The organism is Sphingomonas sp. S-NIH.Pt3_0716 (assembly GCF_003950715.1).
Taxonomy (GTDB): Bacteria; Pseudomonadota; Alphaproteobacteria; order Sphingomonadales; family Sphingomonadaceae; genus Sphingobium; species Sphingobium yanoikuyae_A.
Genome location: NZ_QLJK01000010.1, coordinates 1 through 21,019 on the forward strand (window position 1 = coordinate 1; position 21,019 = coordinate 21,019).

The window sequence follows — 21,019 nt, forward strand, 5'->3', positions numbered from 1 at the left end:
TACGCGGACAGCGCCTAGACGTCTTTCGTACTCGGCCAAGCGCTCTGGACAGTTGGTTGCCGTGGCTGAACGAGCGCTGGGATACCGGATCCCGCAACGCCTTGGCGCTCTGGCGTGAGATGCGTGCAGAAGGTTTTGTTGGACAGCGAGGGATCGTCTCGCAATGGGCTCAACGGCGCCGCCTCGCTGAAAAGGCCGGCCAAAGCGGCCTTATGCGCACACCCTCGGCGCGGGTTCTGGCGCGCCTGATGACCTCCGCTCAGGATGGATTGGGCAAATCAGATGCCATCCTCGTTGCCGTCATCGAGAACTGTGTCCCTGAGTTGGTGACGGCACGCAAAGCAATCGGCGACTTCCAATCGATGATCAGATCAAAGTCAGCCGCGAAACTTGATGGGTGGATCGAGCTGGCCAAGGACAGCCTTGTCGCTTCCTTTGTCAACGGTGTAGAAAAGGACCTGACTGCGGTACGCAACGCGATCATTTCACCGTGGTCAAATGGGCAGACCGAGGGCCAAATCACTCGCCTCAAGCTGATAAAACGACAGATGTATGGTCGAGCGAAGCTGGACCTGCTGCGCGCTCGCGTGGTCGGCGTATGACCATCACCAGCAGCAAAAGTGATTCAGAGCCCAATTTCGACCCCGCCGATCCGGCGGTCTATGCCGACTTCACCCGCACCGGCGCCAATGGCCAGGTGCTGCCCGTCTACGGCCCCGGCCTGCAATATCGTCCGGGCGAGTTCAACAATACCGAAGATCAGTTCAAGATCGACGTCGATTGGGAAATCGATCACCCGATCGTCAGCAAGATTGAATTTGGTGCCCAGGGGCGCAAACAAAAATTCCTGAACTATCAGGGGGGTGGTTCGGTACTGCTCGATCCCACGAGCATGACCTATCAGTCGTCGGCGAATGTTTCCTACACCACCAATATCGTCGCCAATCCGACCCAGGCGCGCAACGGCAATACCTGGTATATGACGCCCGCCCAATATACCGCGCTGATCGGCGCGATTGGCGGCACCACGGGTGGCGCGCCGCTCTTTTCCGGCCTGAAGGGCGCGCCGGCTGGCCTGCCCACGGGGCTCGCCTTCCCCAATTTCGATGCCGAGGAACTGGGGAAATTCTACGATCTTTCGGGCTTCGATCATGATCTGGTCCGCTTCGCCGATGGTTTCCCGCAGGTGCCCAGCGCCAAGATCGACGAAACCGTGCTGGCGGGTTATGTCATGGCGGATATCGATACCCAGATTTTCGGCATGCGCCTGACCGGCAATGCCGGCGTGCGCTGGATGCATACCAAGGATGAAGGGACCGGCACCAATGTCAGCCGTGTGACCCGCTTCACCCCGACCGGCGGCACGGAAACGGTCGTGCTGGCGGCGCAATCGGTGACGATCAGCAACAGTTACACGGACATCATGCCGGCCTTCAACGCCAATCTGGAACTGGCGCGCGACCTGTTCCTGCGGGCCAACTGGGCCAAGAATTTGGCGCGACCGCGCCCGACCGACCTGGTGCCGAACATCAATTGTTTGGATGACATCACCATCACGGGCACGGACGATACCTGCACAGCGGGTAATCCGGCGCTCAAGCCCTATCGGGCCGACCAGTGGGAAGTGAACCTGGCCTGGTATCCCAACGCCGACACGATGCTGAGCCTGGGCTATTGGAAGAAATATGAATCCAGCTTCGTCATTCCCAATGTGACCCGCAGCGGCGTGGACCTGTTCAACGACGGCTCCAGCTATACGGTGCGCCAGCCGGTCAATGGCTTTGGTGCGCTGCTCGACGGCATCGAGGCGAATGCGCAGACTGCCTTCACCTTCCTGCCCAAGCCGTTCGATGGTTTCGGGGCTAGCGCGAATTTCAGCTATTCGCGGGCGTTGCGGACCAACCTCACCAACAGTGCGACCGGGGCGGAACTCAAAGAATATCCCGGCATGTCGAAATATACTTATAATGCCAGCTTCTTCTACGACAAGGATTGGCTCAATTTCCGCCTGAGCTACAATTATCGCTCCAAGTGGATGCAGACGGTGATTGATGCCAATAACGGCAATAACCCGCTCTATCGCAGGGGTGAAGGCTATCTGGACGGCAAGATCACGCTGCGCTTCCCGCAATATCATTTCAGTGTCTTCCTGGAAGCGCAGAACCTGACCAAGGAATCCACCAAACTCTATATCAACAGCGATATGCCGGTGGAGATGGCCTATCCCGGTCAGCGCTTCTTCGTCGGCGTTCAGGGCAAGTTCTGATCCCATTCCCTTGGGGAAAGGCAAAGACGCGGTTCCGGGCTTGTTCCGGGGCCGCGTTTTGCTTTGCGGGTAGGCGCAATGAGGGATGGTCAGGGCATGGGAAAGGTGACGCGCCCGCTTTTGAAAACCGCGGTGTGCGCCCCGAATCTTGGCAGCGAGCGCGTCAACCGCTCGATATCATCCGGGGGCGTCCTGTCCTGCCGTTTGTCGGCACGACAGTTGTGCGCCGTGCGCAGAAATGATGCGCGCGCGATATTGATCGGGCGCGGATACGCCGGGATTGCTTGCTATCGCGATGTCTGGGGTGGTGAGTCCAGCTGGGTTCGAACCAGCGACCTACTGATTAAAAGTCAGTTGCTCTACCGACTGAGCTATGGACCCCCTGTCGAGACCGCTCGCACTAGTGGCGTGCGGGCGGCTGGTCAACCTCTTGTGGCACGATGATAGGATGCTTTTCGCAAAAGCGCATGGAGATGCCGCACGCTCTGCCCGGAAGGCGGGCATTTCCAGTCGGGCGCGATGGCGCTGAGCGGGCGCAGGACGAAGTCGCGCTGGGCAAAGGTGGGGTGGGGGATCAGAAGATCGCGGCTGCGCCAATGCCCGCCCGACCAGAGGATGATGTCGATGTCGAGCCGGCGCGCGCCCCAGCGCTGGAAGCGGCGGCGGCCAAGCCCGGCCTCGATGCCCTGCAACGCGGCCAGCATGGCGGGCGGGGGCAGGGCGCTGGCGACCAGCAGCGCGGCATTGGCGAAGCGGCGGCGCGACGGGCCGAGCGGCGGCGTCTCGATCGTCGGGGACAGGGCAAGGACATCGCCCAGCGCGCCGATCCGGCGCACCGCCTCGGCCAGCAGGCGCGGCGGCGTCAGCCGAGCCGAGAGCGGCCGGTTCGACCCGATCGAGAGGGCATAAAGGTGGCGGCTTGTGTCCGGCATGGTGCAGCGCCTATCTGAGCGCCATGATCCTGCAAAGCCCCTTATCAAGTGAACCGCCCCGCGACTGTCCGCTCTGCCCCCGTCTTGTCGCGCTGCGCGAGGAATGCCGAGCGGAACATCCCGACTGGTGGAACGCGCCGGTGCCCGCCTTTGGGGACCCGATGGCGCGGATCGGCATCATCGGCCTGGCGCCGGGCAAGCAGGGGGCAAACCGCACGGGTCGGCCCTTCACCGGCGATGTCGCGGGCGAGCTGTTTTTCGCGACGCTCAAGAAGTTCGGCCTGGCGCAAGGCAATTATGAGGCGCGGGTCGATGACGGGCTGGAACTACGCGACGCGATCATCATCAATTCGGTCCGCTGCCTGCCGCCGCAGAACAAGCCGGTGCCGGCCGAAGTCCATGCCTGTCGCCCCTTCCTGGCCGATGGCGTGGCGCAACTGCTGCGCGCGCGGACCTTCGTCGCGCTGGGCGAGATTGCCCATCAGTCGGCGGTGAAGGTGCTTGGTGGCAAGTTGCCCAAGGCGCGCTTTGCCCATGGGGCGGAGCATCGCATGCCCGACGGGCGGATGCTGATCGATAGCTATCATTGTTCGCGCTACAATCAGAATACCAACCGGCTGACGGCGGAGATGTTCGAGGCGGTGTTCGCGCGGGCGGTGGAACTGGCGGGGCTGACGTCCGCCAATTAGGCGCGGTGCGGGCCGAACAGGATGATGCCCGCGCCGACCAGGCTGAGCGCCACGCCGGCCATGTCCCAGCGGTCCGGCCGCACGCCCTCCACCAGCCAGAGCCAGAGCAGCGCCGAGCTGATATAGACGCCGCCATAGGCCGCATAGGCGCGGCCAGCCGCCGCCGCATCGACCAGGGTCAGCAGCCAGGCGAAGAGCAGCAGCGACCCCGTGCCGGGGATCAGCCACAGCATCGACTTGTCCATCCGCAGCCACGCCCAGAAGGCGAAGCAGCCGGCGATCTCGGCCAGAGCGGCGGCGATATAGACCAGGATCGACTGCATCAGCCGACCCGGACCGGATTGCAGCGTCCCATCAGATATCCTGCGCGATGCGGCCGTAGAGTTCGGGGCGGCGATCACGGAAGAAGCCCATGCCAGCGCGGTGGATCTTCGCCTTGGCAAGGTCCAGTGTGGCGACCAGCGCGCCATTGTCCCTGGCGTCGGACTCCGCGAGGAAATCGCCCCATTCGTCGCTGATGAAGCTGTGGCCATAGAATTTCTGGCCCTCTTCCTCGCCGATGCGGTTGGCGGCGATCACCGGCATGCAGTTGCTGACCGCATGGCCGATCATCGCGCGGCGCCACATCCGGCTGGTGTCCAGCTCCGCATCATAGGGTTCGGAGCCGATCGCGGTCGGGTAGAACAGCATTTCCGCGCCCATCAGCGCCATGCAGCGCGCGGTTTCGGGATACCATTGGTCCCAGCAGATGCCGACGCCCACGGTGCCATATTTGGTTGGCCACACCTTGAAGCCGGTATTGCCGGGGCGGAAATAATATTTTTCCTCATAGCCTGGACCGTCGGGGATGTGGCTCTTGCGATAGACGCCCATGATCTCTCCTGCATCATCGATCATGGCGAGCGAGTTGTAATAATGATGGCCGTCCCGCTCGAAATAGCTGGTCGGGATATAGACGCCCAGATCCTTGGCCAGCTTGCGCATTTCCTGTACGGCGGGGTGTTGGTCGGTCGGCTGGGCGCGGTCGAACAGGGCTTCGTCCTCGACCCGGCAGAAATAATGGCCCTCGAACAGTTCGGGCGGCAGGATGATCTTCGCGCCGCGGGCGGCGGCCTTGGTCACATGATCGGCGACCATGGCGATATTGTCGGCCATGTCGTCCGAAAAGGCGAGCTGCAGGGCGGCGACGGTCACGCGGGTCATGCATCACTCCATGATGGGTTCGCCGCGCGATATAGGGGCTATGGCGCCGTCGCGCTACCGGGAAGCGCCTATAGCAGGGAAGCCGATTGCTTGAGCACCATGGAGCACATCTTGCCCTTGGCATCGCCCTTCAGGCTGTCGAGCGAAATGTCCTTCTTGCCGGCATGGATGATGCCGGTCTCGCCGGACTTGAAGGCGCCCGAGCCCTTCACGCCCGGTTTCTTGTTCAGTTTGTCCAGCACGGCATTGGCGCTGGTCGCATCAACGAGCCGGTTCTTGACGCAATAGCCCAGCACGCCGGCGGCATTGTCGGCGCCCATGCCGATGATGCTGGGCAATTGGGCGGTGCCGGCGCTCGCGCCCAGCAGGATCAGTGAAGTGGCAAGGATCGGACGAAACATGGGGCAATGCTCCTGAAGCCGGGCGATGCTGCGTCGCCCGGCCCGGAAATTGCGCCCGCATGCGCATCCCCGCAACGGGGGACTAACCCTTAGACCAGCGAGGGCATTTGCTGGCTGCAGCAATGGAAGCTGCCGCCGCCCGAAAGGATCGCGTCGCTGCGCAGGCCGATGATCTGACGGCCCGGAAAGAAGGGTGCGAAGGCGTCGAGCGCTGCCTGATCATTGGGCTGGCCATAGATGGGGACGATGACGGCGGCATTGCCGACATAGAAATTCATGTAGCTGGCCGGGATCGCCTCGCCATCCACCAGCACCAGGCCGGGCGAGGGGATGTCGACCACGTCGACGCCATGCGCCTTGGCGCGGGCGCGGGCGTCGGCATAGATGGCGGTGTTGGGATCGTCCGGGGTGGTCGCGATCGGCAGCGCCAGCTTGCCCGGCGCGACGAAGCGGGCGAGATTGTCGACATGGCCGTCGGTATGGTCGTTGAGCAGGCCATCGCCCAGCCATAGCATGTCGGACAGGCCGAGCGCGCCGGCCAGCAGCGTCTCGATCTTGCCGCGATCGAGGTCCGGGTTGCGATTGGGGTTGAGCAGGCATTGCTCGGTCGTCACGAACAGGCCGGTGCCGTCGGTGTCGATCGCGCCGCCCTCGAACACCCAATTCTGGGTGGAGGTCGTCATGCCGGTGGTCGCGGCCAGGCGCGCGCCGATATCCTCGTCACCGGGCATCTGATATTTGCCGCCCCAGCCGTTGAAACCGAAATCGACCAATGCGCGGTCTCCAGCGCCGTTCAGCACGGCGATCGGCGCGGTGTCGCGCAGCCACACGTCGCCCAGATTATGGACGGCGATGGTGACGCCCGGCGCGACCAGCGCACGCGCAGCGTCGGCATCCGCCTCATTGGCGACGACCAGCCGCACCTCCTCGCCCTTGCCATCGGCATGGAGCGCACTGGCGAAATCGGCGATCTGGCGACGCGCGCCGTCAAAGGCGCCGGGCCATTCTTCCGGGTTGGTCGGGAAGCCGATCCAGGTCCAGTCGTGCGGCGCCCATTCGGCAGGCATGCGAAAAGTCATAGATTTGTCCTTGCCCGGCGCGCTGGCCGGTCCGAGATAGCGGGAGAGATGTTGCGCGCTCCATAGCGCAGGGTCGCGGGTCTGGACAGAGGGTGTAGCGGGTGAAGAAGAGCGTATCGATCATGCTGGCGGCGCTGATGCTGGGCGCGGCGCCGCTGGCGCAGGCGGCGGACCTGCCCGAATGGCTGACCGGCGAATGGCAGCAGGAACGGGGCGACCGCTGGACCGAGGAACTCTGGTCGCTGCCGCGCGGCGGGGTGATGATCGGCATGGGGCGCAGCGGGCGGGGCGAAAGCCTGCAAAGCTGGGAGGTGATGCGGATCGTGCGCGCGGCGGACGGAACGCTGACGCTGCATGCGGCGCGGGAGGGCGGCAAGGAGACGATCTTCCCCGTGCTGGAACAGGGCGTGCGCGACATCAGCTTCGCCAATCCCGACCATGATTATCCCCAGCGCATCCGCTACTGGCGCGAAGGCCGCCTGCTGATGGCCGAAACCGCGATGATGGACGGCAGCAACGCCCAGAACTGGACCTACGCCCCGGCGGGCCAGTGAGGGGGGAAGTTGTGACCAGAAGCGGAAGTTTCCTACTCCCCTCCCTTCCAGGGAGGGGTCGGGGGTGGGTGCGCCGCGTAGCGGCGGTCTACGGTCGATAGGGCAGAAGCTCGCTACGCTCGCAACCCACCCCAACCCCTCCCTGGAAGGGAGGGGCTATGTCTTGCTCCCACCCAGGTCCGTCATGCCAGCGGAGGCTGGCATCTCACTTCTTTTAACGATGGGTTTGAAAGAAAAGAGAGATGCCAGCCTTCGCTGGCATGACGGGATGAAAGGCAGGTTGGCGCCTATGCGCCCACCTCAGACTTTAAGGCCGTTTTCCGCCCGGCTGGCTGCGCTGGGCTTCGGTCAGGCTCTGGAGAGCGCGGCCTTGCATGTCGATTTCGCGCTGTTCTGAATAGCTGAGGCCATCGCGGGCGCTGCGATCGGCCTGGGCGTCGGCGCGGTCGGCCTCGCGGCGGAGCGCGCGCGCCTGTTTCTTGCTGAGCGTGCCGCTCTTGCGACCGTCGCTTATGTCCTCGCGCGCCCGGTCCAGTTCATAGTCGCCCGAAGGGCGAGGCTCGACCCGGACATTGACCGGGCCGGGCGGTGCGGTCGGCTCTGTCTTGGGCGCGATTTGCGCGGGCAGCGCGGCCGGCAGCGCGAAGGCGGTCAGAAACAGGCTGGGCAGGGCAAGGGATATGCGCATGGCGTTGCTCCTACAGGACGGGGCAAGGTCAGCCCCAAGCGCTGAACCCGCGCTGAACCTTCAGCCGATGATGTGCGGCACGAAGCGCGCGGCATTGCCGGTGATCGGCCCATCCTCGCGAATGCCCATGCCGGCGGGGTCGCCATCCACCACCCAGCTGCCGAGCACCGGCCGCCGGTCGCCTGCACCGGGCAGGGTATAGAGCCGCTGGTAGATGAAGCCTTCCTCGCCATAGTCGCCGCCGCTCTGGGCAACCGTTTCGCCATCTTGGACGAGGCGGATATTGGCGCCCTCGCGCGACAGCAGCGGTTTCACCACATGGTCGCCGGTCATGGCCACGCGGCTGGCCTCCAGCAAATTGGGGTGGCCGGGGAACAGATCCCACAGGATCGGCAGGATCGCCTTATTGCTCCAGATCATCTTCCAGATCGGCTCGATCCACAGGGTGGAGGACAGGCTTTCCACCACTTCCCGGCCAAAAGGTTCATGGACGATCCATTCCCACGGATAGAGGTGGAACAGGGCGTCGATCGGTCGATTGTCGAGATCGACGAAGCGGCGGCGGGCGTGGTCCCAGCCCAGTTGCTGGGTCTGGATCAACTGGGTGTCGATCCCCGCTTCGCGCGCCGTGTCGGCCATATAGGCGACGGTCACCGCATCCTCGCCCATATTGCCGTCGACATAGGTGAGGTGCAGCATCGACGTGCCACGCGGCGGGGCGATGGCGCGCCAGCGGTCGACTAGTCGCTCGTGCAGGCTGTTAAACTGGTCGGCGGCGGGAAAGAGGGCCTCCTTCCAGTCCCACTGGATCACCGATGCTTCCAGCAGACTGGTCGGCGTGTCGCAGTTGAATTCGAACAATTTGGGCGGCCCGGCGCCGTTATAGCCGAGATCAAAGCGGCCATAGTTGAGCGCGGCCGGCTCCCCGTCCCATGCCTCGCGGATCGCCTGATGACAGAAATCGGGAATGCCGAAGCTGCCGAGCAGATCCTGATCCAGCACATGCTGGCCGGCGGCGAGGAACAGGCGATAGAGTTCGGCGGTAGCCAGCTCGATCTCCGCGATCTCGTCCGGGCTGAAGCGATAGCAGGCGCTTTCATCCCAATAGGGCTGGGCATCGGCGCCATGCCAGACCAGGCCCAGATGCTCGACCCGGGCCTGCCAGTGCGGGCGCTGCGTGCAGGCGATCCGTTCCATCAGCTGTGGCCGCTGCGCCCCGACAGGCCAAGGCCGCCGCGCGTCACATTGGCCGAGGATGCCGGGCTGTAGCTATGGCCATAGGAGGGGGCGATCGACCCGCCACCGACCCGTTCGCCCACGCGCGCGACTGCGCTGCCCCGGCCCAGATAATACCAGCCATGGCCGCCGCCGCTGCCGCCCCAGCTGCAATTGCGGTCCTCGACCCGGCGTCCCTGCGCATCGCGGCACACACGCACGTCGCGGTCGGCCGTGTCAGGACTGCGCGAGCAGCCGGTGGCGAGCAGGGCCGCCGCCATGGCCGATGTGATCGGCAACATGCGCCGGTCGAATTTCTGGGTCATGATCCCCCTTATAGCCCCGAAGATGAAAGGCCGGCGACAGCGTCCCCATGCTGTCGCCGGCCTTGACGATGCTTATTTGCCCGCGCGGTCCTTGTCGCGGATGGCGCGGAATTCGTCGCCGTCGACCCAGTTGGGCCAGTCGGTCGTATTCGCGAGCGCGCGGCCGACATCATAATAGAGCTTCAGGTCGGCGGCGACGCCGGTCCAGTCCCAATTGGGATCATATTCGTCCTTGGGACCGTGGTAGCGATGCTCGGTATAATCCTCCGCCGCGGCCATGCCGGCGGCAGTGCCGCCCTTCACCAGATCCTCGCCGCCCTCGAAATAGAGCATCGGCAGGCCGTGCTTGGCGAAGCTGAAATGGTCGGAACGATAATAATAGCCCTTTTCCGGGGTCGGTTCGAGCGTCGCGACGCGGCCCTGCGCCCCCAGTGCCCGGTCGAGATAGGCGTCGAGCTGCGACTTGCCCTTGCCGATGACGACGACATTCTTGGCGAGGCCCGCGACGCTCAAGGCATCCATGTTGACGCCGCCGACGGTCTTGCTGAACGGGAAGACCGGATTGTTGCCATAATAGGCCGAACCCAGCAGGCCCGATTCCTCGCCGGTGACGGCCAGGAACACCTGGCTGCGGTCGGACGGGCCGGCCTTCACATTGGCCTGGGCCAGGGCGACCAGCGCGGCGGTGCCGGTGGCATTGTCGACCGCGCCGTTGCAGACATCGTCGCCGTCGGGCGCGGCCTGGCAATGGCCCAGATGGTCCCAATGGGCGCTGTAGAGCACATATTCGTCGGGGCGGGTCTTGCCGGGCAGCAGGGCGACGACATTCTTCGACGCATGCTTGCGCAGGTCATTGTCGAATGAGACATTGGCCTTGATCGCGCCCAGCGGCACGGCCTTGAAACCCTTCTGCTTGGCGGCGGCCATCTGCTGGTCGAGGTTGAGGCCGGCGTCGGCGAACAGGGCGGCGGCCTTGTCCTTCTGGATCCAGCCGATCGCGGCCGACTGGTCGGCATTGCCGCCCGGATTGTCCGCGACATGCTGCGACCCGGTCCAGCTCGACTGGACGACGTTCCAGCCATAGGCGGCCGGCTCGGTGTCATGGATGATGATCGCGGCGGCGGCACCCTGGCGCGCGGCTTCCTCGAACTTGTAGGTCCAGCGGCCATAATAGGTCATGGCGCGGCCATTGAACGGACCGGTCAGGCCCGGCGTCTGATAATCCGGGTCATTGACCAGAATCAGCACCGTCTTGCCCTTCACGTCCAGGCCGGCATAGTCGTTCCAGCCCTTTTCCGGGGCGTTTATGCCATAGCCGACGAACACCACCGGGCTGTCCTTTACCTCGATCCGGGGCTGGGTGGTGCGATAGGTACCGATCACCATTTCCGGGCCATAGGCGGCAGTGATGGGCGCCTTGCCGCCGGTGAAGCTCAGCGCCGAGACATTCTTGGCGGTGATCTCGACCAGCGGCACGTCCTGGAACCAGCTGCCCTTGTTGCCGGGCTTGAGTCCCAGCTTCTCGAACTCGGCGGTCAACAGCGCTAGCGTCTTTTCCTCGCCCACGGTGCCGGGCGCGCGGCCTTCATAGGCGTCGGACGAAAGCTCCTTCACCAGCCGCTTCATCGTGTCGATCGAGGGGGCGGCGTCGCTCTTGGCGGCCGGGGCGGCCAGCGCGACGGCGGGCGTCAGGGCGGGAGCGGAAAGGGCGAGAACGGCGGCGATCGCCGCGACGGAGCTGCGCATGGAAATGACCCTTGGTTGGATAGGATGGCGGGGTGATGCCATCGCGCCGGGGGCAAGGCAAGATTGTTACAAGGTAAAGAAAAAGGGCGGTCCCTTGCGGGGCCGCCCTTTTCCAAATTCTGTCCGGAAGGACCGATTAGCGCGAATAGAATTCGACGACCAGATTCGGTTCCATCTTCACCGGGTAGGGCACTTCGTCCAGCGTCGGAACGCGGACATAGGTGACCTTGGTGGCGCCGTCGGGGGCGACATAGTCGGGGATATCACGCTCGGGCAGGCTCTGCGCTTCGAGAACCAGCGCCATTTCCTGCGCCTTCTTGCCCAGGGTGATTTCGTCGCCCGGCTTCACCAGACGCGAGGCGATGTTGCACTTCACGCCGTTCACATAGATGTGGCCGTGCGAAACGATCTGACGGGCCGAGAAGATGGTCGGCGCGAACTTGGCGCGGTACACGACGGCGTCCAGACGGCGCTCCAGCAGACCGATCAGGTTCTGGCCGGTGTCGCCCTTCATGCGGCTGGCTTCGAAATAGTTCTTCTTGAACTGCTTCTCGGTGATGTCGCCGTAATAGCCCTTGAGCTTCTGCTTGGCGCGCAGCTGGATGCCGTAGTCCGACATCTTGCCCTTGCGGCGCTGGCCGTGCTGACCGGGGCCATATTCGCGCTTGTTGACCGGGCTCTTCGGACGACCCCAGATGTTCTCGCCCATGCGACGGTCGAGCTTGTACTTGGCGCTAGAGCGCTTCGACATACCTAATTCCTTACAACTGCATACTACGTTATCCGCCCTCCGGATCCGATGAACCGAGGTCCGCGCATTGCGGAGGGCGAAGGCTTCCCGGTCATCGCCTGTTTCCATATTTCAGGGACAGGGCCGCCGCTTCACCGGGATGCGGGGCCAATCGCGAAGGCGCGCCTATGGAGAAGGTCGGATATTATGTCAAGCCCAGACATCTGTCGCCACTGGGGCCTCGACAGCCGGCGGAGCGCGGCCTAATCCGGCGGCCATGAAGCCCGAAGACTATACCAGCATGATCGAGGTGCGCGCCGGTGTCGACGCCCTCGACCGCCAGCTCGTCGCCCTGCTTGACCAGCGTTTCGCCCATATGCGCGCCGCCGCCCGCATCAAGCCGGATCGCAGCGCCGTGCGCGACGAGGCGCGCAAGCGCCAGGTGATCGACAATGCCCGCGCGGAGGCCGAGCGGCTGGGTGCGCCCGGCGACGTGATCGCGGAGCTGTGGGAGCAGCTGGTCGAAGCCTCGATCGCCTATGAAATGGCCGAGTATGACCGCACGCGGGGTTAACGCTCGCGCGGTCGGTTGAGGTGCGACAGCACGCCGCGGAGCGTGCGCACCTCCAGATGGTTCCAGCCCGGCTTGGTCAGCAGGTTGCGCAGCGTCAGCTTGGTTGCGGGCGCGCGGTCGGGCGGGAAGAAATAGCCGACCTTCTCCAGCAGCGTGTTGAGCTGCAGGATCATGCCTTCCAGCTCCTCCTGCGGCGCGGGCTCGCCCAGCTCGGTCACGGTCGGTTGCGCCAGATTGGCCTGCTTGGACCATTCATAGGCGCACAGGATCACCGCCTGGGCGAGGTTCAGCGATCCGAATTCCGGGTTGATCGGCACGGTCAGGATCTTGCGGGCGAGCGCGACATCCTCGGTCTCCAGCCCGGAGCGTTCCGGCCCGAACACATAGGCGCAGCGGCCCTGTGCGGCATGGATTTCCTGCGCCGCCTCCTCGGGCGTGACCACCGGCTTGGTGACGCCGCGCTTGCGCACGGTGGTGGCATAGACATGGGCGCAGTCGGCGACCGCATCGGCCAGCGTCTCATAGACCTGCGCCTTGTCCAGGATGAAGTCCGCGCCCGCCGCCGCCGGGCCGGCATCGGGATTGGGCCAGCCGTCGCGCGGGGAAACAAGCCGCATCTCGGTCAGCCCGAAATTCAGCATCGCCCGCGCCGCCTTGCCGATATTCTCGCCCAGTTGCGGGCGAACCAGGACGATGACGGGGGGGAGGGGGGAGGTGTCAGTCATATTTCCGTTCGTCCTGAGTAGGGGCTGAGCCGCCTCCGCTTCCGTTCGGTTCGAGCCAGGGTCGAGCGAAGTCGAGACCCGTGGTCGAGAACGTGCAGCATCCGAGACCGCTTTCCAATCTCCCCTTATCAGGGCTTCCTTCTTCTTGCGGGACCAATCCTTGATCTGATGTTCACGCTCAAGGGCGTCGATCCGATCGGGGAATGTCTCGCTGAAAACCAATTCGACCGGACGTCGGTCGTGCGTGTAACCGGCAATGGCGCCGCTTTGATGCTGGGCTATCCGGCGCTCCAGGTCATCGGTGTGACCGGTATAATAGCTCCCGTCGGAGCAGCGCAGGATATAGACCCAGAAACTCATTGCGCGCGCGGTTCTCGACAGGCTCGAACCGAACGGACCCTGGTCCTGCGGGCGAGAGTGATTTTACTCACTCCCCACCTCCTTCACCGTGCTCGCAAAATCCTCGAAATCGCGGGCGTCGGTGAAGTCCTTATAGACGCTGGCGAAGCGGATATAGGCGACGCTGTCGAGGCGTTTGAGCCCCTCCATCACCATTTCGCCGATCGATCGCGCCGGGATCTCGCTTTCGCCGCTGGTTTCCAGCTGGCGCTGGATGCCTGAAATCAGCTTCTCGATCCGGCTCGGGTCGATCGGCCGCTTGCGGCAGGCGATGCCGATGGAGCGGGCCAGCTTGTCGCGCTCGAACGCTTCCTTGCGGCCTTCGCTCTTCACCACCCAGATGTCGCGCAGCTGGATGCGCTCGAAGGTGGTGAAGCGCGCGCCGCAGGCTTCGCACTGCCGGCGACGGCGAATGGCATTGCCATCCTCCGTCGGCCGGCTGTCCTTCACCTGGCTGTCCTCATGGGCGCAGAAAGGGCAGCGCAAGCGGGCTTACCCCTGATAGATGGGGAAGCGGGCGCAGAGCGCGGCGACACGCTCGCGGACGCTGGCTTCGACGGCGGCATCGCCATGTTCGCCCCCAGAAGCCTGGCTGTCGCGCAGCCCTTCCAGAACGTCGGCGATCATGTCACCGATATCCTCGAACTCGGCGACGCCGAAGCCGCGGGTGGTGCCGGCCGGCGAACCGACGCGGATGCCGCTGGTCTTGGTCGGCGGCAGCGGATCGCCCGGCACGCCATTCTTGTTGCAGGTGATGAAGCTGCGCTCCAGCGCCTCGTCCGCATCCTTGCCCGAAATGCCATAGGGGCGCAGGTCGATAAGGGCGAGGTGGGTGTCGGTGCCGCCCGAGACCACGGCCAGGCCGCGCTGCTCCAGCTTGCCGGCCAGTGCCTTCGCATTGGTGACGATCGCCTGGGCATAGGTCTTGAATTCGGGCTGCAGCGCTTCGCCGAAAGCGACAGCCTTGGCGGCGATCACGTGCATCAGCGGGCCGCCCTGAAGGCCGGGGAAGATCGCCGAGTTGATCTTCTTCGCGATTGCCTCGTCATCGGTCATGATCATGCCGCCACGCGGGCCACGCAGCGTCTTGTGCGTGGTGGTGGTCACGACATGGGCGTGGCCGAAGGGCGAGGGATGGGCGCCACCGGCGACCAGACCGGCGAAGTGGGCCATGTCGACCATGAACAGCGCGCCGACCTTGTCCGCGATCGCGCGGAAGCGGGCGAAGTCGATCTGGCGCGGATAGGCACTGCCGCCGGCGATGATCAGCTTGGGCTGGCATTCGATCGCCTGACGCTCGACATCGTCATAGTCGATCAGATGGGTGTCTTCGCGCACGCCATATTGCACGGCGTTGAACCACTTGCCCGACATGCTGGGCTTGGAACCGTGGGTCAGGTGACCACCAGCGTCGAGCGACAGGCCCATGATGGTTTCGCCGGGCTTGACCAGCGCCAGCATGACGCCGCCATTGGCCTGCGCGCCCGAATGGGGCTGGACGTTGGCGAACTGGCAGCCGAACAGCTCCTTCGCGCGGTCGATGGCGAGCTGTTCCACCACGTCCGACGGGGCGCAGCCCTGATAATAGCGCTTGCCCGGATAGCCTTCGGCGTACTTGTTGGTGAAGACGCTGCCCTGCGCTTCGAGCACGGCCTGCGACACGATATTTTCCGACGCGATCAGCTCGATCTGGGTCTGCTCGCGCTTCAGTTCCTGGGCGACGCCGGCGAACACGGCCGGATCGGCAGCGGCCAGGCCTGCGGTGAAATAGCCTTCCGAACGAATGTCGGACAGGTTGGGCTGGGTGAGGGTTTCGGTGCTCATCTCAAGTCCTTTCAGAGCGCGGGCTGGGACAGTTTCTCGACGCGGCCGGCATGGCGGCCACCGCCGAACTCGGTGGTGAGGAAGGCGGTGACGCAGGCCTTGGCCATGTCGACGCCGGTCAGGCGCGCACCCATGGCCAGGACGTTGGCGTCATTATGCTCGCGCGACAGCGCGGCCGACAGCGGTTCGCCGACCAGGGCGCAGCGGCAGGCCGGGTTGCGATTGACGGCGATCGAGATGCCGATGCCCGAACCGCAGAGCGCGATGCCGCGTTCCGCTTCGCCCGATGCGACGGCGGTCGCGAGCTTGTAACCAAAATCGGGATAATCGACGCGGTCGGCGGTGGCCGGGCCGAGGTCGGCGACCTCATGGCCCTCGTCGCGCAACCATTGCGCAAGTTCGGCCTTCAGGTCGACGGCGGCATGATCGGAAGCGATGGCGATTTTCATGGGTGCGTTCCCCTGCGGCTTGGGGTGATTCGTTTCTGCGCGCCTCATAGGGGCATGGGCCGCCAATTGCCACAGTCCAGCTAGGCGCCTATGGACTGGCCCATGGCGGGCATGATCCTTTCGATATTGATGCTGGCGGGTATCCTGCTGACCGGCGGGGGAATTTACGCGATCGTGAAGCGCGGCGACCGCAAGCGCGGGGCGCTGATGATCGTCGCGGGGCTGGTGATGTTCGGCAATGTCGCGATCAGCGCGATACCGATGCCGCCGCCGCAACAGGTTCGCTGAACGGCGGGCAGCAAGAAGGGCGCAACCTTGCGGTCGCGCCCTGTGCTTGTTTCGGATGGCCGGATCAGGCGGCGTCGCGATCCTTGTTGATGTCGACCAGATGGCCGCCATTCACGGCGATCTTCTTGGGCTTCATCGCTTCGGGCACTTCGCGCACCAGTTCAATCACCAGCAGGCCGTCGGCCAGGTCCGCCTTTTCGACGCGGACGAAATCGGCCAGTTCGAAGCGGCGTTCGAAGCTGCGATTGGCGATGCCGACATGCAGGAACTTGGAACGGTCGGCGTTGGTCTCATCCTTGCGGCCGATCACCTGGAGCAGATTCTGCTGGGCGGTGATGTCGATTTCCTCGGGACGGAAGCCGGCGACGGCCAGGGTGACGCGATAGCGGTCCTCGGCCAGGCGTTCGATGTTGAAGGGCGGGTAATTGTCGCCCTGCGCCAGACGGGCATTATTCTCGATCAGGTCGAACAGACGATCGAAGCCGACGGTCGAGCGGCGATAGGGGGTAAGGTCGAAACCACGCATGCTCATAATCTCCAACAGAGCAAAATGATCCTGCCGGACCCGGTCTTCGGCGTCCGGCCTATGCTTGCGCCCGGCCCCATGTGGCGGCCGGACGGGATTGATATGGTTGGCTCTTTGCGTTGTTCAAGAGGGGGCAGGACGAAGCATCGCGCCGCCTGTCCTACAGCGCCCGCAGGCGATAGACTGGCGAGAAGAGGGCACGGAAAATGGTCGGAAGCGTAACAAAATTTCCGTCTTGAATCCGAAAATGCCAAGATGTGCGGGAAATGTGCGAAGTTAAGCGGGAAGAGTGCCCAAGAGTCGCTGAACAAAAAAGTGCCCGGGCCGCTTTCGCGATCCGGGCACTTAATGGACGATTGCTCGTCTCCCCCTTGGCCTGCCTCTACCGACTTCTCAGCCCCCTAAGCTTGAAGTGGGAAGCAGTATCCCTGAACCACGGCCTTTTGCCTGTGCCTCGGGAGCCTTGCTATGACTGGCGCAGCCTGCTGTCACGGGCAAAATCCGGGCTCTGTGATTTTCTGTATCGGCCTGTGTCCCGCGTGCAACAATTCCGCAATCCTTGCCGTTAAGGCTCAGCCTGCTAGACCGGCCGCATCACTACCAGAAGGGCCATTCGCGCCACCATGATTCTATCCCGCTACGAACGCATGATCGCCAAGCGCTATTTGCTGCCGGGCAAGGGGGAAGGCTTCATCTTCCTCGTCGCCGGCATCAGCCTGGCCGCGGTCATGCTCGGAGTCGCCGCGCTCATCATCGTCATGAGCGTCATGAACGGGTTCCGCGCGGAGCTGTTCGACAAGATTGTCGGCCTCAACGGCCATGCCGTGGTGCAGGGCTATGGCGGGCGGCTGCCCGACTGGCGCGATGTGCTGAAGGAAGCGAAGGCGACGCCGGGCGTCACCAGCGCGACCCCGCTGATCGAACAGCCCCTGCTCGGCAGCTATCAGGGTCGGGTGGAAGGCGTGCTGGTGCGCGGCATGACCGTGCCCGACATTCGCAGCAACACGACGCTCAAGGGCAAGATCGTGGCGGGCGATCTCAACGCGCTGACCGCCAATAGCGAGAAGGTCGGCATCGGCGTGCGATTGGCCGAAAATCTGGGTATCCAGGTCGGCGACCATATCAGCATCATGAACCCGGCGGGCCGGTCGACGCCGTTCGGCACCGTTCCCCGCCAGATTTCCTATCAGGTGGCGGCGATCTTCGAGGTCGGCGTCTATGATTATGACAAGGCCTTCGTGGTCATGCCGATCGAGGACGCGCAGACGCTGCTGCTGCTGGGCGATGTCGTCAGCATGATCGAGGTCGAGACGGTCAATGCCGACAAGGTTGGCCAGATATTGGAACCGCTGGCGGCCAAGGTCGCGGGCCGCGCCGTGGTGCAGGACTGGCGCCAGATGAATGCCAGCCTGTTCGAGGCGCTGGCGGTCGAGCGGGTGGCGATGTTCGTCGTGCTGTCGATCATCGTGCTGGTCGCGGTGTTCAATATCCTGTCCTCGCTGATCATGCTGGTGCGCGCCAAGACTCGCGATATCGCGATCCTGCGCACCATGGGGGCGAGCCGGAGCGGGCTGGTGAAGATCTTCATGACCGTCGGCGTGACCATCGGCACGCTGGGCATGGTCGCCGGCATGGCGCTGGGCTTCACCTTCCTCTTCTTCCGTCAGAGCGTGGTGAATGTGATCCAGTTCGTGACGGGGCAGAATCTGTGGGATCCCTCGATCCGCTTCCTGACCGAATTGCCGTCCAAGCCCGATCCGGTCGAGATCGTGATCATCTGTCTGATGGCGCTGGTCTTCAGCTTCCTCGCCACCCTCTATCCGGCCTTCAAGGCTGCCAATACCGATCCGGTCCAGGTGCTGCGCTATGAATGATGTCCTCAAGGTCAGCGGCCTGTCCCGCAGCTTCACCCAGGGCGGGGTCACGATCGACGTGCTGCGCGGCGTCGACCTGACGGTCGGGCCGGGTGAGATCGTCGCGCTGCTCGGCCCTTCGGGCTCGGGCAAGTCGACGCTGTTGCAGGCGGTCGGCCTGCTGGAAGGCGGGTTCGACGGATCGATCCGCATCGCCGGCGAGGAAGCGGCCAAGCTGGACAATGACGGGCGCACCCGCCTGCGCCGCGATGCGCTGGGCTTCGTCTATCAGTTCCACCACCTGTTGCCCGATTTCAACGCGACCGAGAATGTCGTGCTGCCGCAGGTGATCAAGGACGCGACCATGGACGCGGCGCGGACCCGCGCGGAATCGCTGCTGACGGCGCTGGGGCTGGGCCATCGGCTCGACCATCGGCCGAGCCAGTTGTCGGGCGGCGAGCAGCAGCGCGTCGCGGTCGCCCGCGCGCTGGCCAATCGCCCGGCGCTGGTGCTGGCGGACGAGCCGACCGGCAATCTGGACGAGCGCACCGCCGACGTGGTGCTGGCCGAGTTCCTGCGCCTGGTGCGCGGCGAAGGATCGGCGGCTCTGGTCGCCACTCATAATGAGCGGCTGGCGGAAAAGATGGACCGGGTGGTCCGCCTGCACGAAGGGCGGCTGGAAGAGGCGTCAGCCCGGTAACAGCCCCTCGCGCGCGGTCGCGACCATGATCTGGTCGCGGCCCTCGCCCTTGGCACGCAGCAGCGCGGCGTCGGCGGTGGTGACCAGTCGGGTGGCGGCGCCATGGTCGGGCCAGGCGGCGAGGCCAAAGGAGGCGGTGATCGGCCCCAGTTCCTGACCGCGATGCTCGACCCGCAGGTCGCGGATGCGCTGCTGGATCTGGGCGGACCGGGTGAGCGCCTGCTCCAGCGTGAAGCCGGGCATCAGGAGGACAAATTCCTCGCCGCCCAGGCGGAAGGCAAAGCCTTGTTCGCGCAGCGAGTCGCCCAGCACCGCGCCGACCGCGCGCAGCACCGCGTCGCCGGCATCATGGCCATAGCTGTCGTTGAACCGCTTGAAATGGTCGATGTCGACCATCAGGCAGGCGAGCGGGGCATGGTTGCGTTCCGCCTCGTCCACCAGCGCTTCGAACATGGCGTCGAAATGGCGGCGGTTGGGCAGGCCGGTCAGCGCATCGGCCATCGCCATTTCACGCAGCGCGTCGCGCAGGCGCAAATTGGCGAGCGCCAGGCCGATATTCTCCGCCAGCATTTCCAGATATTTTTCCGCCCGGTCGAGATGCTCGGCGTCCATCTCGCGGGTCTGTTCGAAATAGAGCAGGCCGATGCTTTCCCCCTGCGCCGCCAGCGGGATGCAGATGGTCGGGATGGCGGTTTCGCCTTCCAGATGCTCGCAGGCAATGTCGACCATGCCGCCGCGCGGCTTGTGGACCTGGCCGCGTCGCAGCGCCCAGCAGGCCGAGGCCGGGAAATCGTTGCGCGACTGTTTGGGATCGAGCCAGTCGCAGGCCTGCAGCATCATGTTGCGGCGAATGTCGTGGATATAGAGGCGGCCGGGGAAATCGGGCGTGATTTCCGGCGTGAAGCGGCGCACCACCTCGACCAGGTCGGCGGTGCTGTCGCAGCCCTGCAGGCGCTGGGTCATCCGCGACAGCAGGTCGCGCATGGTGCGATCGACATCGCGCTCCTGCTCCAGCCGCTGGCGCTCCAGGCCATTTTCACGGAAAATACGGATCGCCTGCGCCATGTCGCCAATCTCGTCCACCTGCGGGAAGTCGGGCGGGATCGCGGCAAAATCCTGCGCGGCAAGACGGGTGACGACATCGCTCAGGCGCACGACCGGATGCAGGATGCGCTGCTTCAGCACGAAATAGAGGACGCACAGGAACAGCAGGGCGGTGACGCCCAGCATGATTTCCGACATGGTCCGCCACTGGCGCGCGGTATCGGTCGCGCCCTGCACCGCCGTGTCGGTGCGATGGTCCAGCATATATTGGAAGCGGCCGACCTGTGCCGCTACCCGGTCCAGCTCGCGGCCATATTCGTCGCCGAAGAGGATGGTGCGGGCGGTCTTGTCATCGCCCGACTGCGCCGCCTTGATCGCGACATCCTGCTCGTCGGACAGGGCGTCGGCCCACTGGATCGCCTGCCGCAGCGCACTGAGTTCATTTTCGTTGGCGCCGGCATCCTTCAGATGCCGGATGCGGTCCTCGACGGAACGCAGCGCTTCCTTCTCGCGGCGATAGACGACCAGATGGCTGGGATCGCCCGAAATCACATAGCCGCGCGCCTGTTCGGTCAGGCGATAGACATCCTCCTCCAGGGTGGAGGTCAACTGGTCGAAACTGGCGCGCTGGGCGACGGCGGCGCGCTCGCGCTGTTCCGCGCCGGACGCGAACAGCATCGTCGTGCCCGACGCCAAAGTGAGCAGGACGGTGGCCCCATAGGCCCAGTTGGTGATCGTGGATAAACGCATGGTGGCGCCTAACCTAAGCCCTATAGCTTGGCAATTCGTTACGCGGGCGACCTCATGA

General features: G+C 64.5%; 24 protein-coding genes and 1 tRNA gene. 8 read left to right on the plus strand and 17 right to left on the minus strand.

All coding sequences use genetic code 11. From position 1 onward, the window contains the following. Both BRX37_RS09825 and BRX37_RS09830 read left to right on the plus strand, forming a co-directional pair. Nucleotides 1–602 (plus strand): transposase (locus tag BRX37_RS09825; protein WP_206434143.1); only part of this gene is annotated, 602 nt, incomplete at its 5' end. Further along, nucleotides 599–2,266, plus strand: coding sequence for a TonB-dependent receptor domain-containing protein (locus BRX37_RS09830; RefSeq protein WP_318276655.1), 1,668 nt, complete (start codon nucleotides 599–601; stop codon nucleotides 2,264–2,266). The genes BRX37_RS09825 and BRX37_RS09830, both read left to right, overlap by 4 nt. Before the next feature lie 305 nt (nucleotides 2,267–2,571). Here BRX37_RS09830 and BRX37_RS09835 read toward each other — a convergent pair. Further along, nucleotides 2,572–2,647, minus strand: a tRNA-Lys gene (locus tag BRX37_RS09835). A 41-nt stretch (nucleotides 2,648–2,688) separates the two neighbouring features. Beyond that, nucleotides 2,689–3,198, minus strand: coding sequence for a 2-amino-4-hydroxy-6-hydroxymethyldihydropteridine diphosphokinase (folK, locus tag BRX37_RS09840; protein WP_125986636.1), 510 nt, complete (start codon nucleotides 3,196–3,198; stop codon nucleotides 2,689–2,691). A gap of 23 nt (nucleotides 3,199–3,221) precedes the next feature. Between folK and BRX37_RS09845 the strand changes: the two genes are divergently transcribed. After that, nucleotides 3,222–3,887 carry a uracil-DNA glycosylase gene (locus BRX37_RS09845; RefSeq protein WP_125986638.1) on the plus strand — a complete coding sequence of 222 codons (666 nt, stop codon included), beginning with the start codon at nucleotides 3,222–3,224 and terminating at the stop codon, nucleotides 3,885–3,887. Here BRX37_RS09845 and BRX37_RS09850 read toward each other — a convergent pair. From BRX37_RS09850 to BRX37_RS09865, 4 genes are all read right to left on the minus strand, one after another. Then, nucleotides 3,884–4,210, minus strand: a complete 327-nt coding sequence (locus BRX37_RS09850) for a YnfA family protein (RefSeq protein ID WP_037516667.1) — start codon at nucleotides 4,208–4,210, stop codon at nucleotides 3,884–3,886. The two genes, BRX37_RS09845 and BRX37_RS09850, sit on opposite strands and share 4 nt — an antisense overlap. A 31-nt stretch (nucleotides 4,211–4,241) precedes the next feature. Then, complete coding sequence (gene aguB, locus BRX37_RS09855) at nucleotides 4,242–5,090, minus strand: N-carbamoylputrescine amidase (RefSeq protein WP_125986640.1); 849 nt, start codon at nucleotides 5,088–5,090, stop codon at nucleotides 4,242–4,244. 68 nt (nucleotides 5,091–5,158) lie between these two features. Further along, complete coding sequence (locus tag BRX37_RS09860) at nucleotides 5,159–5,491, minus strand: DUF2501 domain-containing protein (protein WP_069337833.1); 333 nt, start codon at nucleotides 5,489–5,491, stop codon at nucleotides 5,159–5,161. An 89-nt stretch (nucleotides 5,492–5,580) separates the two neighbouring features. Beyond that, a complete protein-coding gene (locus tag BRX37_RS09865; protein ID WP_125986642.1) occupies nucleotides 5,581–6,570 on the minus strand; it encodes an agmatine deiminase family protein in 990 nt (329 codons plus the stop codon). A 101-nt stretch (nucleotides 6,571–6,671) separates the two neighbouring features. Here BRX37_RS09865 and BRX37_RS09870 point away from each other — a divergent pair, with 101 nt between their 5' ends. Continuing rightward, nucleotides 6,672–7,124: a DUF6265 family protein gene (locus BRX37_RS09870; protein ID WP_125986644.1), complete on the plus strand. Its 453-nt coding sequence runs from the start codon at nucleotides 6,672–6,674 to the stop codon at nucleotides 7,122–7,124. A 307-nt stretch (nucleotides 7,125–7,431) separates the two neighbouring features. Here BRX37_RS09870 and BRX37_RS09875 read toward each other — a convergent pair whose 3' ends face one another. The 5 genes from BRX37_RS09875 to rpsD form a co-directional block, all read right to left on the minus strand. Next, nucleotides 7,432–7,812 (minus strand): hypothetical protein, encoded by a 381-nt coding sequence (locus BRX37_RS09875; RefSeq protein ID WP_125986646.1) that lies wholly within the window; start codon nucleotides 7,810–7,812, stop codon nucleotides 7,432–7,434. A 60-nt stretch (nucleotides 7,813–7,872) separates the two neighbouring features. Further along, nucleotides 7,873–9,009: a glutathionylspermidine synthase family protein gene (locus tag BRX37_RS09880; protein WP_125986648.1), complete on the minus strand. Its 1,137-nt coding sequence runs from the start codon at nucleotides 9,007–9,009 to the stop codon at nucleotides 7,873–7,875. Then, the gene (locus BRX37_RS09885) at nucleotides 9,009–9,353 is read right to left on the minus strand and encodes a hypothetical protein (RefSeq protein ID WP_125986650.1); all 345 of its coding nucleotides are present in this window, start codon (nucleotides 9,351–9,353) and stop codon (nucleotides 9,009–9,011) included. The genes BRX37_RS09880 and BRX37_RS09885 overlap by 1 nt, the downstream gene beginning before the upstream one ends. A 72-nt stretch (nucleotides 9,354–9,425) precedes the next feature. Beyond that, complete coding sequence (locus tag BRX37_RS09890) at nucleotides 9,426–11,099, minus strand: M28 family peptidase (protein WP_125986652.1); 1,674 nt, start codon at nucleotides 11,097–11,099, stop codon at nucleotides 9,426–9,428. Between the two features lie 136 nt (nucleotides 11,100–11,235). After that, entirely contained in the window at nucleotides 11,236–11,850 is a 615-nt protein-coding gene (gene rpsD / locus BRX37_RS09895) for a 30S ribosomal protein S4 (RefSeq protein ID WP_004211980.1), read from the minus strand. Nucleotides 11,851–12,106: 256 nt separating this feature from the next. On the opposite strand from rpsD, the gene BRX37_RS09900 reads away from it, so the two are divergent. Beyond that, nucleotides 12,107–12,403 carry a chorismate mutase gene (locus tag BRX37_RS09900; RefSeq protein ID WP_037516695.1) on the plus strand — a complete coding sequence of 99 codons (297 nt, stop codon included), beginning with the start codon at nucleotides 12,107–12,109 and terminating at the stop codon, nucleotides 12,401–12,403. On the opposite strand, the gene BRX37_RS09905 is transcribed toward BRX37_RS09900, so the two are convergent. The 4 genes from BRX37_RS09905 to rpiB form a co-directional block, all read right to left on the minus strand. Beyond that, nucleotides 12,400–13,488 (minus strand): TrmJ/YjtD family RNA methyltransferase, encoded by a 1,089-nt coding sequence (locus BRX37_RS09905; RefSeq protein WP_125986654.1) that lies wholly within the window; start codon nucleotides 13,486–13,488, stop codon nucleotides 12,400–12,402. The genes BRX37_RS09900 and BRX37_RS09905 overlap by 4 nt on opposite strands. A 63-nt stretch (nucleotides 13,489–13,551) precedes the next feature. Then, on the minus strand, nucleotides 13,552–14,013 hold the full coding sequence (gene nrdR / locus BRX37_RS09910) for a transcriptional regulator NrdR (RefSeq protein ID WP_010337343.1): 462 nt from the start codon (nucleotides 14,011–14,013) through the stop codon (nucleotides 13,552–13,554). 6 nt (nucleotides 14,014–14,019) lie between these two features. Next, nucleotides 14,020–15,351: a serine hydroxymethyltransferase gene (glyA, locus tag BRX37_RS09915; protein ID WP_010337344.1), complete on the minus strand. Its 1,332-nt coding sequence runs from the start codon at nucleotides 15,349–15,351 to the stop codon at nucleotides 14,020–14,022. Nucleotides 15,352–15,362: 11 nt separating this feature from the next. Continuing rightward, nucleotides 15,363–15,800: a ribose 5-phosphate isomerase B gene (gene rpiB / locus BRX37_RS09920; protein ID WP_017501826.1), complete on the minus strand. Its 438-nt coding sequence runs from the start codon at nucleotides 15,798–15,800 to the stop codon at nucleotides 15,363–15,365. Nucleotides 15,801–15,902: 102 nt separating this feature from the next. Here rpiB and BRX37_RS09925 point away from each other — a divergent pair, with 102 nt between their 5' ends. Continuing rightward, a complete protein-coding gene (locus tag BRX37_RS09925) occupies nucleotides 15,903–16,088 on the plus strand; it encodes a hypothetical protein (RefSeq protein WP_125986656.1) in 186 nt (61 codons plus the stop codon). Between the two features lie 64 nt (nucleotides 16,089–16,152). Here BRX37_RS09925 and BRX37_RS09930 read toward each other — a convergent pair whose 3' ends face one another. After that, nucleotides 16,153–16,620, minus strand: coding sequence for an Hsp20 family protein (locus tag BRX37_RS09930; protein ID WP_010337347.1), 468 nt, complete (start codon nucleotides 16,618–16,620; stop codon nucleotides 16,153–16,155). A gap of 617 nt (nucleotides 16,621–17,237) precedes the next feature. Here BRX37_RS09930 and BRX37_RS09935 point away from each other — a divergent pair. Then, entirely contained in the window at nucleotides 17,238–18,488 is a 1,251-nt protein-coding gene (locus tag BRX37_RS09935) for a lipoprotein-releasing ABC transporter permease subunit (protein ID WP_125986658.1), read from the plus strand. After that, nucleotides 18,481–19,167, plus strand: a complete 687-nt coding sequence (locus BRX37_RS09940) for an ABC transporter ATP-binding protein (RefSeq protein WP_004211993.1) — start codon at nucleotides 18,481–18,483, stop codon at nucleotides 19,165–19,167. Before BRX37_RS09935 ends, BRX37_RS09940 begins: the two co-directional genes overlap by 8 nt. On the opposite strand, the gene BRX37_RS09945 is transcribed toward BRX37_RS09940, so the two are convergent. Continuing rightward, the gene (locus BRX37_RS09945) at nucleotides 19,156–20,961 is read right to left on the minus strand and encodes a diguanylate cyclase (RefSeq protein WP_125986660.1); all 1,806 of its coding nucleotides are present in this window, start codon (nucleotides 20,959–20,961) and stop codon (nucleotides 19,156–19,158) included. The two genes, BRX37_RS09940 and BRX37_RS09945, sit on opposite strands and share 12 nt — an antisense overlap. Nucleotides 20,962–21,019: the final 58 nt, after the last annotated feature.

Coding starts and splice junctions, on each gene's coding strand:
- BRX37_RS09930 (WP_010337347.1), bottom strand. CDS start 16,620: ATGAGCATGCGTGGTTTCGACCTTACCCCCTATCGCCGCTCGACCGTC.
- BRX37_RS09845 (WP_125986638.1), top strand. CDS start 3,222: ATGATCCTGCAAAGCCCCTTATCAAGTGAACCGCCCCGCGACTGTCCG.
- BRX37_RS09925 (WP_125986656.1), top strand. CDS start 15,903: ATGGCGGGCATGATCCTTTCGATATTGATGCTGGCGGGTATCCTGCTG.
- rpiB (WP_017501826.1), bottom strand. CDS start 15,800: ATGAAAATCGCCATCGCTTCCGATCATGCCGCCGTCGACCTGAAGGCC.
- BRX37_RS09945 (WP_125986660.1), bottom strand. CDS start 20,961: ATGCGTTTATCCACGATCACCAACTGGGCCTATGGGGCCACCGTCCTG.
- BRX37_RS09935 (WP_125986658.1), top strand. CDS start 17,238: ATGATTCTATCCCGCTACGAACGCATGATCGCCAAGCGCTATTTGCTG.
- glyA (WP_010337344.1), bottom strand. CDS start 15,351: ATGAGCACCGAAACCCTCACCCAGCCCAACCTGTCCGACATTCGTTCG.
- BRX37_RS09875 (WP_125986646.1), bottom strand. CDS start 7,812: ATGCGCATATCCCTTGCCCTGCCCAGCCTGTTTCTGACCGCCTTCGCG.
- BRX37_RS09885 (WP_125986650.1), bottom strand. CDS start 9,353: ATGACCCAGAAATTCGACCGGCGCATGTTGCCGATCACATCGGCCATG.
- BRX37_RS09860 (WP_069337833.1), bottom strand. CDS start 5,491: ATGTTTCGTCCGATCCTTGCCACTTCACTGATCCTGCTGGGCGCGAGC.
- folK (WP_125986636.1), bottom strand. CDS start 3,198: ATGCCGGACACAAGCCGCCACCTTTATGCCCTCTCGATCGGGTCGAAC.
- BRX37_RS09880 (WP_125986648.1), bottom strand. CDS start 9,009: ATGGAACGGATCGCCTGCACGCAGCGCCCGCACTGGCAGGCCCGGGTC.
- BRX37_RS09905 (WP_125986654.1), bottom strand. CDS start 13,488: ATGAGTTTCTGGGTCTATATCCTGCGCTGCTCCGACGGGAGCTATTAT.
- BRX37_RS09890 (WP_125986652.1), bottom strand. CDS start 11,099: ATGCGCAGCTCCGTCGCGGCGATCGCCGCCGTTCTCGCCCTTTCCGCT.
- BRX37_RS09940 (WP_004211993.1), top strand. CDS start 18,481: ATGAATGATGTCCTCAAGGTCAGCGGCCTGTCCCGCAGCTTCACCCAG.
- BRX37_RS09850 (WP_037516667.1), bottom strand. CDS start 4,210: ATGCAGTCGATCCTGGTCTATATCGCCGCCGCTCTGGCCGAGATCGCC.
- BRX37_RS09865 (WP_125986642.1), bottom strand. CDS start 6,570: ATGACTTTTCGCATGCCTGCCGAATGGGCGCCGCACGACTGGACCTGG.
- BRX37_RS09900 (WP_037516695.1), top strand. CDS start 12,107: ATGAAGCCCGAAGACTATACCAGCATGATCGAGGTGCGCGCCGGTGTC.
- BRX37_RS09830 (WP_318276655.1), top strand. CDS start 599: ATGACCATCACCAGCAGCAAAAGTGATTCAGAGCCCAATTTCGACCCC.
- aguB (WP_125986640.1), bottom strand. CDS start 5,090: ATGACCCGCGTGACCGTCGCCGCCCTGCAGCTCGCCTTTTCGGACGAC.
- rpsD (WP_004211980.1), bottom strand. CDS start 11,850: ATGTCGAAGCGCTCTAGCGCCAAGTACAAGCTCGACCGTCGCATGGGC.